Below are 13816 nucleotides of genomic sequence, written 5' to 3' on the forward strand. Positions count from 1 at the left end.
CCTATGATTGAACGCTGTGATGGTGCACTATGATGGTCCGCTGTCATAGGCGATACTTTAGATGGGCGGATGTTCGTCAGAGCAGCCGTCCATTTTCTTTTTTTATTATTCAAACTCGTGGAATAACTATGTCTGATGCCGCTGCTACCCACCTCATGCCTGTATTTAACCGTCTGCCGGTTGCGTTTACGCACGGCGAAGGCGTTTGGCTCACCGATACGCAGGGGCGACGCTATTTGGACGCGCTGGCCGGCATTGCCGTGAATGGTTTGGGACACAATCACCCGAAACTGGTGGCGGCTTTGCAAAAACAAGTCACGCAGTTGATTCATGTATCCAATTTATATCAAGTGCCGGAGCAAGACGCGCTGGCGAATCGTCTGGCTCAATTGAGCGGCATGGATCATGTGTTTTTCGCCAACAGCGGCGCTGAGGCCAATGAAGGTGCGATCAAACTGGCGCGGCTGTATGGTCAGCAGCAGGGCAAAGCGAATGCCAAAATCATCGTCATGAGCGAAGCGTTTCACGGACGCACGCTGGCGACCCTGACTGCGACGGGCAATGTGAAGGTGCAAAAAGGCTTCGAGCCGCTGGTGACGGGCTTTGTGCGCGTGCCGTTCAACGATGTGGCGGCGATTCGTGCGCTGCAAGGTGACAACGACGTGGTAGCGGTCATGCTGGAGGTGATTCAAGGTGAGGGCGGTTTGTCGGCGTTGTCGCAAGGTGCATTGACCGAGATTCGCGCGATTTGCGATGAGAATCAATGGCTGTTGATGCTGGACGAAGTGCAAACCGGCGTCGGCCGCACCGGCCAATGGTTTGCCCACCAAATCGAGGGTGTGAAGCCGGATGTGATGACGCTGGCAAAAGGTTTAGGCTCGGGCGTGCCGGTTGGCGCATTGTTGACCGCTGGTCGGGCGACGGGCGTGTTTCATGTCGGTGCGCACGGCACGACATTTGGCGGAAATCCGCTGGCGATGTGCGCCGGATTGACTACGTTGGACGTGATCGAAACCGATGGTTTGCTGGACAATGCGCGCCAACAAGGCCAAGCAATCCGTGAGGGTTTGGCACAGGCGCTCAGTGCGCAAGTCGCGGCGGGTACGGTCAAATCGTTTCGCGGTGTGGGCTTGATGATCGGGATTGAACTCGATCGTCCGTGCGCCGAGTTGGTCAAACGTGCGCTGGATGCGGGCTTATTGATCAACGTCACCCATGACACCGTGGTGCGACTGTTGCCGCCGTTGGTCATTGACGACACCGAGAGCGCCGAATTGGTCAGCCGCTTGGCGGCCGTGATTAAAGAATTTTTGTCGTAACTAAAACATTGAAGTAATTGAATAAATTTAAGCCCTATTTTGAAGGAGCCAGATAAATGAAAGCCGATGAAGTCGCAAAAAATGTGAAGCATTATTTACAGTTTCAGGATTTTAGCAAAGAGGAGCACGAATACATTTTTGCGCGTACCAAAGAACTCAAACGCCGCTTTAAAAACTATGAAACTTGGCATCCGCTGCACGACCGCACGATGGCGATGATTTTTGAGAAAAGTTCCACGCGCACACGTTTGTCATTCGAGGCAGGGATGCATCAATTGGGCGGTCATGCGATTTTTCTCAACACCCGCGACACCCAGCTCGGACGCGGTGAGCCGATCGAGGATTCGGCGCAAGTGGTCTCACGCATGACCGACATTGTGATGATTCGTACCTTTGGACAGGAGATTGTTGAGCGCTTTGCCGCGCACTCGCGCGTGCCGGTAATCAATGGTTTGACCAACGAATATCATCCGTGCCAAGTGTCTGCCGACATCTACACTTATATCGAGGAGCGCGGCGACATTACGGGCAAAACCGTCGCGTGGGTCGGCGATGCCAATAACATGAGCTACACTTGGATCCAGGCCGCACGCGTATTGGGCTTTCATCTCAACGTGGCGATTCCGGCGGCGTATGCGCTCGATCCTAAGATGATTACCGAACAAGACAAGGCGTTTTTCACCGTATGCGACACACCGATGCAGGCCTGTACTGGCGCGCATCTCGTGACCACCGATGTGTGGACGAGCATGGGCTATGAGGCGGAAAACGAAGCGCGACAAAAGGCGTTTGAAGGCTATAAAATTACTGCCGAGATGATGGCGGCTGCCGCGCCTGAGGCGGTATTCATGCACTGTTTGCCTGCGCACCGCGGCGAAGAGGTGGATGCCGAAGTGATTGACGGCCCACAAAGCGTGGTGTGGCAAGAGGCGGAAAACCGCATGCACGTACAAAAAGCAATCATGGAGTATTTACTGCGTGGGCGATTTGAGTAAGTGGCTTGTCAAATAATGAACATCAGTGGGTGAGCGGTAATCTCACCCATTTTTTATCTGTCTATTCGTGTATCTGTGATGGTGGTTACGATGAAATCCAAACGCGCTCCTCAATCGCTGCAAAATAGCTGTCCCTGCGGTTCCAACCGGAGCTATGCGCAATGCTGCGAGCCATTGCATCAAGGCTTGGTCAACGCAGCTACGGCCGAAGCCTTGATGCGTTCGCGTTATAGCGCCTATGTGCTGCGTTTGAGTGATTATGTGTTGAGCACTTGGCATGCGAGCACACGGCCACAGGATTTGGATTTGAGCGAGGACAGTGCGACAAAATGGCTGGGCTTGACTGTGGTTCGTGCGATTGATGGTGATTTGCCGAATGGGGCATGGGTCGAATTTGTCGCCAAATATAAAGTCGGTGGGCAGGGCGCACAGCGGCTGCATGAAACCAGTCGGTTTGTGCATGAGATGGGACGCTGGTTTTATGTGGATGGCGTGTTCGCCGAATGAGGTTTAGTCTGAATGGATGTGTGTTATCAGCTCAAATTGCTGATGGCGCGCACTCATATAGCCCCAACGATGGGGCGAATTATCCAAATCCCAATCGGGCAGCACCCAGCGGGTAAAACCGCCATCAGCATGCTCGCCCGGACGATGTGTGTGACCGTGCAGGAGGGTGGTGGCGTTGTATTGCTCGCGCCATTGTTGTACCGCTGATTCGGTGACGTTTTGCTCAATCGTGCGTTGTTTGCGTAAATGTTCGGGCGTGTTGAGCCAACGACGGCGCGATTTTTCACGCAGGTACTGCACCAGTTTGACCCGCCATGACAGTGGGGCTTTCAAGATAATTTTTTTCACCCAAGGATGGGTGTAAAAACGTCGTTGCCGTTGATATTCGTGGTCATCCGTACACAGCAAATCGCCATGCGAGAGGATGATGCGTTGTTCGCCATCCGTCAAAACGCAGGGATCGGGCAATAGAATCATATCGGCGCGTTCGCAGTAGGCTCGCTCCATAGCGATGTCGCGATTGCCGCGCATGAAATAGCTCTGCGTGCCGCGTGATTTCAAAGTATGAATCGCCTCAATCACACGCAATGCGGCGGGGTTGAAATCCGCCGCATCGTCGCCTACCCAGTACTCAAACAGATCGCCGAGGATAAATAGCGCGTCATATTGCGGCGCGATGTGTGCGCAAAACCATTCAAACTTCGCCATGGTTTCGGGCATGTGCTCCGATAAATGCAAATCGGAAATCGCGCACCAGCCACGTTGGCTGTTGGATAATGTCAATTCGTAGACCGATGCGCGCGTCATGATGATTATTCGACGATTTCGGCTTTTTCGATGGTCACGGTTTCTACCGGAACGTCTTGGTGAAAGCCTGAACGCGAGGTTTTGGATTGTTCAATCGCGTCAACCACATCAGAGCCTTCTACCACTTTGCCAAATACGGCGTAGCCCCAGCCGCTTGGCGTTGGCGAGCTGAAGTTCAAAAATTCGTTGTCGTTGGTGTTGATGAAAAACTGTGCGGTCGCAGAGTGCGGATCAGAGGTGCGCGCCATGGCGATGCTGTATTTTTCATTTTTCAGGCCGTTGTCCGCTTCGTTGGTGATCGGCGCTTGGGTTTTGCCTTTTTCCTTCATGTCTGCCGTGTGGCCGCCGCCTTGGATCATGAATTTTTTGATCACGCGGTGGAAAATCGTACCGTCGTAGTGGCCGGCTTTCACATACTCGATGAAATTGGCAACGGTTTTAGGCGCTTTTTCAGCGTTCAATTCAATCACGATTGCGCCAAGATTGGTGGTCAGACGTACTTTTGACATGGTGTCCTCAATGTGTGGGGTTAAAAAAAGAACCGTAATTATAGTATACTGACGGGCAAATTGTTCAAACTTGGACGGGCAGCCGTTCTTTCTCATTAGAGATCATCCATCATCATGCTACATATCTACAATACCTATTCGCGCCAAAAAGAAGCATTCAAACCCATCGACCCCAAACACGTACGCATGTATGTCTGCGGGATGACGGTGTACGACTACTGTCATTTGGGGCACGGGCGCATGGTGGTGGTGTTTGATATGGTGCAACGCTGGTTGCGCGCATCGGGCTACGACGTGACTTATGTGCGTAATATCACCGACATTGACGACAAAATCATCAAGCGTGCCTTGGAAAACGGCGAGTCGATTCGCGCGCTGACCGATCGTTTCATCACCGCGATGAACGAAGATTTCACCGCGCTGGGCATTCAAAAGCCCGACCATGAGCCGCGCGCGACCGAATATGTGCCGCAGATGCTCGATATGATCAGCACACTCGAGAAAAATGGTCTGGCGTATCAAGCCGACAGCGGCGACGTGAACTACGTCGTACGCGGGTTTAAAAACTACGGTCGTTTGTCCGGTAAATCCTTGGACGAGCTACGCGCAGGCGAACGCGTCGCGGTGGCTTCGGACAAACGCGACCCACTGGATTTTGTGCTGTGGAAGAGCGCGAAAGCCGACGAGCCAGAGGACACCAAATGGCCGTCACCATGGGGCTTGGGTCGTCCGGGTTGGCATATTGAATGCTCGGCCATGAGCAAAGCTCTGCTGGGTGAGCGTTTTGATATTCATGGCGGCGGAGCGGATTTACAGTTCCCACACCACGAAAACGAAATTGCCCAGTCCGAAGGCGCACTGTGCGGCGGAGAGGGTTGCGGCTGCGATGCGGACGACAAACCCAATGGCTTTGTGCGTTACTGGATGCACAACGGCTTTATCCGCGTGGACAATGAAAAAATGAGCAAATCGCTCGGTAATTTCTTCACCATCCGCGATGTGCTGCAAGAATACGATGCCGAAGTCGTACGCTTTTTCATTCTGCGCGCGCAGTACCGCAGTCCGCTCAATTACTCCGAGGATACGCTCAACGACGCACGTGCCGCATTGGCTCGTCTGTATACCGCACTCAAACCGTTTGACGGCTTGACCGTAGGAGAAATCGACTGGTCTGAGCCGCACGCGACTGCATTCAAAGCCGCGATGGACGATGATTTCAACACACCGGTTGCGGTATCCGTCTTGTTTGAATTGGCGAATTACGTCAACAAAACCGCTGATGCAGCGGCGGCCCAGTTGCTCAAATCATTGGCGGGTGTATTGGGCTTGCTCGAACGATCCGCCAGCGAATTTTTGCAAGCAGGCGGTCAAGCGAGCGACATTGATGTTGCACAGATTGAAGCGCTGATCGAACAACGTAAAGCCGCCAAAGCGGCGAAAGACTTCGCGCAGGCCGATGCTATTCGCGCGCAATTGACCGAGATGGGCATTGCGATTGAAGACAAGGCAGGCGGCGTGGTGGAGTGGCGCAGGCTTTGATGGAACAAAATCCCGCTGTAGAGCGGGATTTTTTTATGGTGTTTGCGAAATCAAGATTAGCACTGAACATTGTTTTCATGCAATATATCTCGTACGATTACGCTTCGCTAATCGTACCTATGTGCGATAGAGGTCATTCAAGACACCTTGTGATCTGATATGAAAAAGTTGAAATTAAAATTCAATAGGAAATGCATTCATGATTAACCCAATATTGCTTGACTATATAACAAAGTATTGCGAAGGAATGGATTTAAACTCAATATGGGATTACTTTGGAAACTACACTGATTTTGGTAGGAGTATGCATAACTATGTTCAATTTCAAGATAGAAGAGAGGCTTTTTTTGTAATGATAAAATGTATTAGTTAAGACTTAATCTGACGTTTTGTTTATCATATAGGAAACAAAGGAGTCAGAAATGAACACTCAATCAAGTCACAAGATTATCAAAAATAAATTAGGTTTGCTCAATTTAGCCCAAACTTTGGGCAGTGTCTCAAAAGCCTGCAAGACGATGGGATTTAGTCGAGACAGTTACTATCGGTTTAGAGATTTGTATGAGCGCGGAGGTGAGGCGGCGTTACAAGAAATCAGTCGCCGTAAACCGATACTCAAGAACCGTATCGACCCGTCAATAGAAGAAGCGGTGGTCAACTTCGCCATAGACAAACCCGCGTATGGACAGCACCGAGTGAGCAATGAATTACGCAAAGTTGGCGTATTTGTTTCAGGTGGTGGCGTTCGTTCCATTTGGTTACGCCATGACTTAGAAACCTTCCAGAAGCGACTCAAAGCATTATCAGCCAAAATCGCACAAGACGGCATCATACTCACAGAAGACCAACTGTTTGCACTCGAACGTGCTCGCGAAGAGAAACAAGCGCATGGTGAAATCGAAACCGAACATCCAGGCTATTTGGGTTCGCAAGACACCTATTACGTCGGCACGATTAAAGGCGTGGGGCGGATTTATCAACAAACCTACATCGACACTTACTGCAAGCTGGCGATTGTCAAACTGTATCAACAAAAACACGCCATTACTTCGGCTGATTTGCTTAATGACCGTGTGATACCGTTCTATGAGGCGCACGACATACCGCTGTTACGCATCCTTACAGACCGAGGCAGTGAATACTGTGGCAACCGAGAAACGCATGAGTATCAGTTATATTTGGACTTAGAGGACATTGAGCACACGCGTACCAAGGTCAAGCATCCGCAAACCAATGGCATTTGTGAACGTTTCCACAAAACCATACAAAACGAATTCTACGCCACCGCATTTCGGCGTAAAATATACAACAGTTTGGAAGAGTTACAAGTCGACTTGGACGCATGGGTGCTGGATTACAACGAGCAACGAACCCACTCAGGGAAGCATTGCTTTGGTAAAACACCCATGCAAACTTTTTTAGATAGCAAACATATCGCTATCGAGAAACAACTGAATCGGACATTTCAGACAACCGAGTCAGTTTTAGCGACAGCCTAATAACTGTCTGTCAGGTCAAGTCGTGGCTACTACAGATAAAAGAACTTGTAGGGTAATACCCCCTAAAAAAGCCAGCACCTAAAAGTAGAACCCTTTAAACTAACCCAAAGGAGTTTTACATGAAAGTATCCAAATTCAGCGACAGCCAAATCGCCAGCATTCTAAAACAAGCCGAGTCAGGCGTACCCGTACCCGCACTGTGTCGTGAGCATGGCATCAGCAGTGCCACCTTCTACAAATGGCGCAGCAAATACGCAGGCATGGACGCAAACCTCATGAGCCGCCTCAAAGCCTTAGAAGCCGAGAACACGCGCCTGAAAAAACTCTATGCCGAATCCCAGCTGCACACCGACATCCTCAAGGAGTGCCTTGCAAAAAAGTAAGCGCGTCATCTCGTAAAGTGTAGTAGCCACGACTTGACCTGACAGACAGTTATTAGGCTGTCGCTAAAACTGACTCGGTTGTCTGAAATGTCCGATTCAGTTGTTTCTCGATAGCGATATGTTTGCTATCTAAAAAAGTTTGCATGGGTGTTTTACCAAAGCAATGCTTCCCTGAGTGGGTTCGTTGCTCGTTGTAATCCAGCACCCATGCGTCCAAGTCGACTTGTAACTCTTCCAAACTGTTGTATATTTTACGCCGAAATGCGGTGGCGTAGAATTCGTTTTGTATGGTTTTGTGGAAACGTTCACAAATGCCATTGGTTTGCGGATGCTTGACCTTGGTACGCGTGTGCTCAATGTCCTCTAAGTCCAAATATAACTGATACTCATGCGTTTCTCGGTTGCCACAGTATTCACTGCCTCGGTCTGTAAGGATGCGTAACAGCGGTATGTCGTGCGCCTCATAGAACGGTATCACACGGTCATTAAGCAAATCAGCCGAAGTAATGGCGTGTTTTTGTTGATACAGTTTGACAATCGCCAGCTTGCAGTAAGTGTCGATGTAGGTTTGTTGATAAATCCGCCCCACGCCTTTAATCGTGCCGACGTAATAGGTGTCTTGCGAACCCAAATAGCCTGGATGTTCGGTTTCGATTTCACCATGCGCTTGTTTCTCTTCGCGAGCACGTTCGAGTGCAAACAGTTGGTCTTCTGTGAGTATGATGCCGTCTTGTGCGATTTTGGCTGATAATGCTTTGAGTCGCTTCTGGAAGGTTTCTAAGTCATGGCGTAACCAAATGGAACGAACGCCACCACCTGAAACAAATACGCCAACTTTGCGTAATTCATTGCTCACTCGGTGCTGTCCATACGCGGGTTTGTCTATGGCGAAGTTGACCACCGCTTCTTCTATTGACGGGTCGATACGGTTCTTGAGTATCGGTTTACGGCGACTGATTTCTTGTAACGCCGCCTCACCTCCGCGCTCATACAAATCTCTAAACCGATAGTAACTGTCTCGACTAAATCCCATCGTCTTGCAGGCTTTTGAGACACTGCCCAAAGTTTGGGCTAAATTGAGCAAACCTAATTTATTTTTGATAATCTTGTGACTTGATTGAGTGTTCATTTCTGACTCCTTTGTTTCCTATATGATAAACAAAACGTCAGATTAAGTCTTAACTAATACACGTAAAGAGATGGCGCAACAACTGCACAACGATAAAAACATCAGCATCCGTGCGTCCTGCGAACTCATGAGTATCTCAGAAAAACGCTTTCGCCACATCCCAACGCGCGCGCAAGCCAACGCCATGATAGCCGCTAAACTGATCGAGTTGACCACCACCAAAGGACAAAACACATGGGGCTTTCGATTATGCTACCTGCACATCCGCAACGTCTTGGGCTGGAAATACAACCACAAACGCATCTACCGCATTTACTGCAAACTCGGGCTCAACTTGCGCCTGATTCCCAACAAACGCCTTGACCGAGAAACACCGCAACCACTCGAAGTGCCCGACGCAATGGATGTGACGTGGTCAATCGACTTCACCCACGACAACCTCGAGGATGGGCGCAGCATCCGCTCATGCAACGTCATTGACGACCACAACCGAGAAGGGTTGTTGGCAGAAATCAACTTCTCAATCCCCGCAACCACGCTGACGCGCTATCTCGACCAACTCATTGAATGGCGTGGTAAACCTCAAGCGATACGCTCGGACAACGGCCCTGAATTCATCAGCCACCACTACCAACAATGGGCGCAAAAGCACGACATTAAACTGCTCTACATCCAACCTGGAAACCCACAGCAGAACGCCTACATTGAACGCTTTAACCGAACCATGCGCTATGAATTGCTCAATCAGACATTATTTGAGTCACTCGAACACGCTCAAATCGAGGCGACACAGTGGCTGTGGTGTTACAATAACAACCGTCCTCATATGTCGCTCGGTGGATTCACTCCAGCGCAAACGCGTATGATGGCTTTAACAAACTCACGCGTCCTGCACTAAACGCAGGACTTGTGTTGATTCTACTTTTAGATGCCGCCCTTTTAGGGGGTATTACCGTAGAACACAACTACATTCGTTTGGCAGAGATGGGAAAACCTGAGTGTTTGTTAACGGGCACAATTGATCAGCAACTAAATGTTTTGAGAAATGCATTTCCGAAAGATGATGATGGAATGCATGAGGGATTATGGTTCTTTTTTGACAGTTGTCCTGTTGGGTGTAGATGGTATTCGGAATTACCAGATATCGTGCCAATTCCATTTGTCTGATCTCGCAGGCACGATTAGCGATAATCGTACGAATGGATTAGCCAGTTGATGTAGTAGGGGCAGGTTTGAAACCTGCCCCTACTAATTTGTGACTGACTTGGCTACCACTGAAATGGTTATCCGTATGGATATCGGCTTTTCAGCGGCTATTGATTCACGATGCCAAAGGCTGAATATGCCCGAAGTCTTTTTTCTTCGCCACACGTTTGCCTTTGACTAACTCCGGCTGTTTCTTGTCGGTCACGCAGTCGGCATTGATAATGACTTCCACAATGTCGGTTTGCGACGGTAAATCAAACATCACGTCCAGCAGCGTTTCCTCGACGATGGAGCGCAGGCCCCGCGCACCGGTTTTACGCTGCATGGCTTTTTCGGCGATGGCGTCCAGCGCTTCCGGCGTGAAGGTGAGCTTGACGTCTTCCATATCCAGCAAGGCGGTGTATTGTTTGACCAGCGCATTTTTAGGTGCGGTCAAAATTTCGACCAAGGCTTCTTTGTCCAAATTATTCAGACAGGCCCAGACCGGCAGGCGGCCGATTAGCTCGGGAATCAGACCGAATTTAATCAAATCTTCGGTTTCCAATTCGGTGAGCAATTCGCCGATGGCGCGCTCTTCGGGTTTGCGCACGTCGGCGTTAAAGCCGATGCTGCCTTTTTCGGTACGACCGGTAATCATTTTGTCCAAGCCATCAAATGCACCGCCGCAGATGAACAGAATGTTGGTGGTATCCACTTGGATGAATTCTTGATTCGGGTGTTTGCGTCCGCCTTGCGGTGGAATGGAGGCGACTGTGCCTTCAATCAATTTGAGCAGGGCTTGTTGCACGCCTTCGCCGGACACATCGCGTGTGATCGATGGGTTTTCACTTTTGCGCGTGATTTTGTCGATCTCGTCGATGTAAATAATGCCTTTTTGCGCTTTTTCGACGTCGTAGTGACAGGCTTGCAACAGTTTTTGTACGATGTTTTCTACGTCTTCGCCGACGTAGCCCGCTTCAGTCAAAGTGGTGGCGTCGGCCATGACGAACGGTACGTTGAGCATACGCGCCAAGGTCTGCGCCAGCAGCGTTTTGCCTGAGCCGGTCGGTCCGATTAGCAGAATATTGCTTTTGGCCAACTCGACATCGTTGCGCACTTTGTCATTGGCATGGCGCAGGCGTTTGTAGTGGTTGTAGACGGCAACGGACAGCACTTTTTTCGCCGGTTTTTGGCCGATGACGTAGTCGTCCAAATGATCGAGAATTTCTTGTGGCGTTGGCAAATCGGTGCGTTCGGATTCCGTCGGCGCTGCGGTTTCTTCGAGCTTGAGAATATGGCCGCAGGTTTCGATGCATTCGTTGCAGATGTAGCCGTTCAGACCTTCAATCAGCTTTTCAACCTCGCTTTTGGGTTTGCCGCAAAAGGAGCAGGACAGTTCGTTGTGATTACTTTCTGTGGTCATGGCGATCCTTACAGTGCCGAACGGCTGGTGAGTACTTTGTCAATCAGGCCGTATTCGACGGCGGCTTGCGCAGACAAATAGTTGTCGCGGTCGGTGTCGTTAATAACTTTTTCCAGCGGCTGACCGGTGCGTTCGGCAATGATTTGGTTCAAACGCTCTTTAATGAGCAAAATTTCGCGCGCATGAATTTCGATGTCCGACGCCTGACCTTGCATTCCGCCCAGTGGCTGATGAATCATCACGCGCGAGTGGGGCAGGGAAAAACGTTTGCCTTTGGCGCCGGCAGTCAATAAAATCGCGCCCATGCTCGCTGCCATGCCCATACACATGGTGGACACGTCAGGTTTGATGAATTGCATGGTATCGTAAATGCTCATACCGGCGGATACGGAGCCGCCCGGTGAGTTGATGTAAAAATGGATGTCTTTGTCCGGGTCTTGGCTTTCCAAAAACAGCATTTGCGCGACCACAAGATTGGCGGATTGGTCATTCACTGGGCCGACGAGGAAGATGATACGTTCTTTGAGCAAACGTGAATAGATGTCGAATGAGCGTTCGCCACGGCTGGTCTGCTCCACGACCATCGGAATCAGGCCGATATTTTGAGGTTCGTTGTACAGCATAGGTGCGTCCTTTGCGGGTATTGGGTGCGATAGAGAAGTTTTAGCATGATAACCCAAAAGCGGCCTGATCGTTCGAGGCGGCAGGTTTTTTCTGTATCAAAATAAGTAAAGTATTACTTTTTAGATATGGGATTTATTTGGGTATAAATCAAGAGGCTATAAAAAACGACGCTATGAGCGCCGTTTTTTACGAAGCGTTCCAATGTTTTACGCCTGAGGGTTCATCAACTCTTCAAACGTTACGTCTTTTGTCGTCACTTTCGCGTTTTTCAACGCCCATTGAACCACATTGTCTTCCATGGTGATGGCTTCGATTTCGGATTTGCGTTGTGCATCGCTCATATACCATTTCACGAAACCTTGTGGGTCTTCGTATGCTGCGGCAATGTTTTCAACGTGTGCTTGAACTTGTTCAGGAGTTGAACGCAGATCGTTTTTATTCACAACATCGGCGATCAGCAAGCCCAAACGAACGCGGCGTTGCGCACGGTCTGTGAAAATATCGGCTGGCAAAGTCATTTTGTCATCCACTGGAATGCCGCGTGCGCGCAAGTCTTCACGCGCATTGTGTTGCAGGCGTTGGATGTCTTCGTTCACCATTGCCATCGGCACGTCAAATTCAGCGGCTTTGATCAATGCGTCCATGACGTTGTTTTTGGTGATGGCTTTGGCACGGTTGGCAATTTCACGTTCCAAGTTCACTTTGATGTCGGCTTGCATTTTTTCTACGTCGCCGTCTTTCACGCCCAATGCTTTGGCAAAGTCGCTGTTCAATTCAGGCAATTTCGGTGCAGAAACAGAGTTCACGGTCACGGTGAATTGTGCGGTTTTGCCCGCGACGTCTTTACCGTGGTAGTCTTCTGGGAATGGCAGATCAAAAGTGCGTGATTCGCCGGCTTTCAAACCTTCAACCGCCGTTTCAAACTCTGGCAACATGCGACCTTGGCCCAAGACGAACGGGTAGTTTTCAGCAGAGCCGCCTTCAAACGCCACGTCGTCGATTTTGCCCACGAAGTTGATGTTAACTTGATCTTCTTTTTCAGCCGCTTTGTCGGCAGCTTCGTATTGCACACGTTGTTGGCGCAGTACGTCGATGGTACGCGTCACGTCCGCGTCGGTCACGGTGCAGTTGGCTTGCTCAATTTCCGCGCCGGACAAATCAACGGCTGGAATTTCAGGATAGACTTCAAATTTGGCAACGAAGTTCAATTCGCTGTCGGTGTCTTTGCCTTCAACCGGCTCGATGCTCGGTGTGCCGACCACGTAGAGGTTTTGTTCTTGCGCGATTTGCGCGAATTTTTCACCGACTTGGTCGTTCAAGGCTTCCCATTTGGCTTGTGAACCGTACATTTGCTTGACGCGCGACATAGGTACATGACCTGGGCGGAAACCGGCGATTTTGACCGATTTGGCCATTTGTTTGAGGCGTTTGTCTGCGGCTGCATCTACTTGTGCCACGGTCAGGGCGAATTCGACGGTGCGGGTCAAAGACGGCGTCATGGTCGGCTTTTCAGCAGGTGCTGCTACAGCTTGTTCCGTTTGCTCAATCACTTCGTTGTTTGTTTCAGTGGTCATGGTGAACCTTTATCAGTATGTGCAATGTCAATTGCCACGATTGAAAAAATAAAAATTGGCGCTGCCAATTTTTGAATCTGGTGCGAAGGAGGGGACTCGAACCCCTACGCCTGTTTAGGGCGCCAGGACCTAAACCTGGTGCGTCTACCAATTTCGCCACCCTCGCAGGAACGACCAAGGGTCGTTTCGTCGAAAGCGGCAATTATACTGCATTACGGATTTACTGTAAATGGTCGGCTGGGTTTGTCTTACAGACAATTTGTGGCCGCTTTGTTGAGGGTAAATTAAGGGTGAAGCGGTTGTATGAATTTTTGCATCATTTT

13 protein-coding genes, 1 tRNA gene and 1 pseudogene are annotated in these 13816 nt (G+C 50.0%); 8 read left to right on the forward strand and 7 right to left on the reverse strand.

What is annotated here, in order from left to right; translation table 11 throughout:
* The first annotated feature begins 128 nt into the window (after window positions 1-128).
* The 3 genes from ACZ41M_RS02515 (at window position 129) to ACZ41M_RS02525 (ending at window position 2821) form a co-directional block, all read left to right on the forward strand.
* Entirely contained in the window at window positions 129-1319 is a 1191-nt protein-coding gene (locus tag ACZ41M_RS02515) for an acetylornithine transaminase (RefSeq protein WP_464730427.1), read from the forward strand.
* Between the two features lie 56 nt (window positions 1320-1375).
* Window positions 1376-2314 (forward strand): ornithine carbamoyltransferase, encoded by a 939-nt coding sequence (argF, locus tag ACZ41M_RS02520; protein ID WP_464730426.1) that lies wholly within the window; start codon window positions 1376-1378, stop codon window positions 2312-2314.
* Window positions 2315-2404: 90 nt separating this feature from the next.
* Entirely contained in the window at window positions 2405-2821 is a 417-nt protein-coding gene (locus ACZ41M_RS02525; RefSeq protein WP_464730425.1) for a YchJ family protein, read from the forward strand.
* Between the two features lie 3 nt (window positions 2822-2824).
* Here ACZ41M_RS02525 and ACZ41M_RS02530 read toward each other — a convergent pair whose 3' ends face one another.
* A complete protein-coding gene (locus ACZ41M_RS02530) occupies window positions 2825-3628 on the reverse strand; it encodes a UDP-2,3-diacylglucosamine diphosphatase (protein ID WP_464730424.1) in 804 nt (267 codons plus the stop codon).
* A 5-nt stretch (window positions 3629-3633) separates the two neighbouring features.
* Window positions 3634-4137, reverse strand: a complete 504-nt coding sequence (locus ACZ41M_RS02535; RefSeq protein ID WP_464730423.1) for a peptidylprolyl isomerase — start codon at window positions 4135-4137, stop codon at window positions 3634-3636.
* Window positions 4138-4251: 114 nt separating this feature from the next.
* On the opposite strand from ACZ41M_RS02535, the gene cysS reads away from it, so the two are divergent.
* The 3 genes and pseudogenes from cysS to tnpA form a co-directional block, all read left to right on the forward strand.
* Window positions 4252-5676 (forward strand): cysteine--tRNA ligase, encoded by a 1425-nt coding sequence (cysS, locus tag ACZ41M_RS02540; RefSeq protein ID WP_464730422.1) that lies wholly within the window; start codon window positions 4252-4254, stop codon window positions 5674-5676.
* 422 nt (window positions 5677-6098) lie between these two features.
* On the forward strand, window positions 6099-7175 hold the full coding sequence (locus ACZ41M_RS02545; RefSeq protein WP_464729930.1) for an IS481 family transposase: 1077 nt from the start codon (window positions 6099-6101) through the stop codon (window positions 7173-7175).
* Between the two features lie 119 nt (window positions 7176-7294).
* Window positions 7295-7555 (forward strand): annotated as a pseudogene (gene tnpA, locus ACZ41M_RS02550) (IS66 family insertion sequence element accessory protein TnpA); the annotation flags it as partial.
* Between the two features lie 55 nt (window positions 7556-7610).
* On the opposite strand, the gene ACZ41M_RS02555 reads toward tnpA, so the two are convergent.
* Window positions 7611-8687 (reverse strand): IS481 family transposase, encoded by a 1077-nt coding sequence (locus ACZ41M_RS02555; RefSeq protein WP_464729930.1) that lies wholly within the window; start codon window positions 8685-8687, stop codon window positions 7611-7613.
* A gap of 70 nt (window positions 8688-8757) precedes the next feature.
* Between ACZ41M_RS02555 and ACZ41M_RS02560 the strand changes: the two genes are divergently transcribed.
* Both ACZ41M_RS02560 and ACZ41M_RS02565 read left to right on the forward strand, forming a co-directional pair.
* On the forward strand, window positions 8758-9585 hold the full coding sequence (locus ACZ41M_RS02560) for an IS3 family transposase (RefSeq protein WP_464730421.1): 828 nt from the start codon (window positions 8758-8760) through the stop codon (window positions 9583-9585).
* Window positions 9586-9596: 11 nt separating this feature from the next.
* A complete protein-coding gene (locus tag ACZ41M_RS02565) occupies window positions 9597-9854 on the forward strand; it encodes a hypothetical protein (RefSeq protein WP_464730420.1) in 258 nt (85 codons plus the stop codon).
* 154 nt (window positions 9855-10008) lie between these two features.
* Here ACZ41M_RS02565 and clpX read toward each other — a convergent pair whose 3' ends face one another.
* The 4 genes from clpX to ACZ41M_RS02585 all read right to left on the reverse strand — a co-directional run bounded on the left by clpX (window position 10009) and on the right by ACZ41M_RS02585 (window position 13659).
* Window positions 10009-11295 carry an ATP-dependent protease ATP-binding subunit ClpX gene (gene clpX / locus ACZ41M_RS02570; RefSeq protein ID WP_464730419.1) on the reverse strand — a complete coding sequence of 429 codons (1287 nt, stop codon included), beginning with the start codon at window positions 11293-11295 and terminating at the stop codon, window positions 10009-10011.
* An 8-nt stretch (window positions 11296-11303) separates the two neighbouring features.
* Window positions 11304-11918, reverse strand: a complete 615-nt coding sequence (gene clpP / locus ACZ41M_RS02575; RefSeq protein ID WP_464730418.1) for an ATP-dependent Clp endopeptidase proteolytic subunit ClpP — start codon at window positions 11916-11918, stop codon at window positions 11304-11306.
* A gap of 207 nt (window positions 11919-12125) precedes the next feature.
* Window positions 12126-13418, reverse strand: a complete 1293-nt coding sequence (tig, locus tag ACZ41M_RS02580; protein WP_464732128.1) for a trigger factor — start codon at window positions 13416-13418, stop codon at window positions 12126-12128.
* Between the two features lie 153 nt (window positions 13419-13571).
* Window positions 13572-13659: transfer RNA gene (locus ACZ41M_RS02585), tRNA-Leu, on the reverse strand.
* Window positions 13660-13816: the final 157 nt, after the last annotated feature.

This window comes from Puribacter membranae, assembly GCF_055380425.1.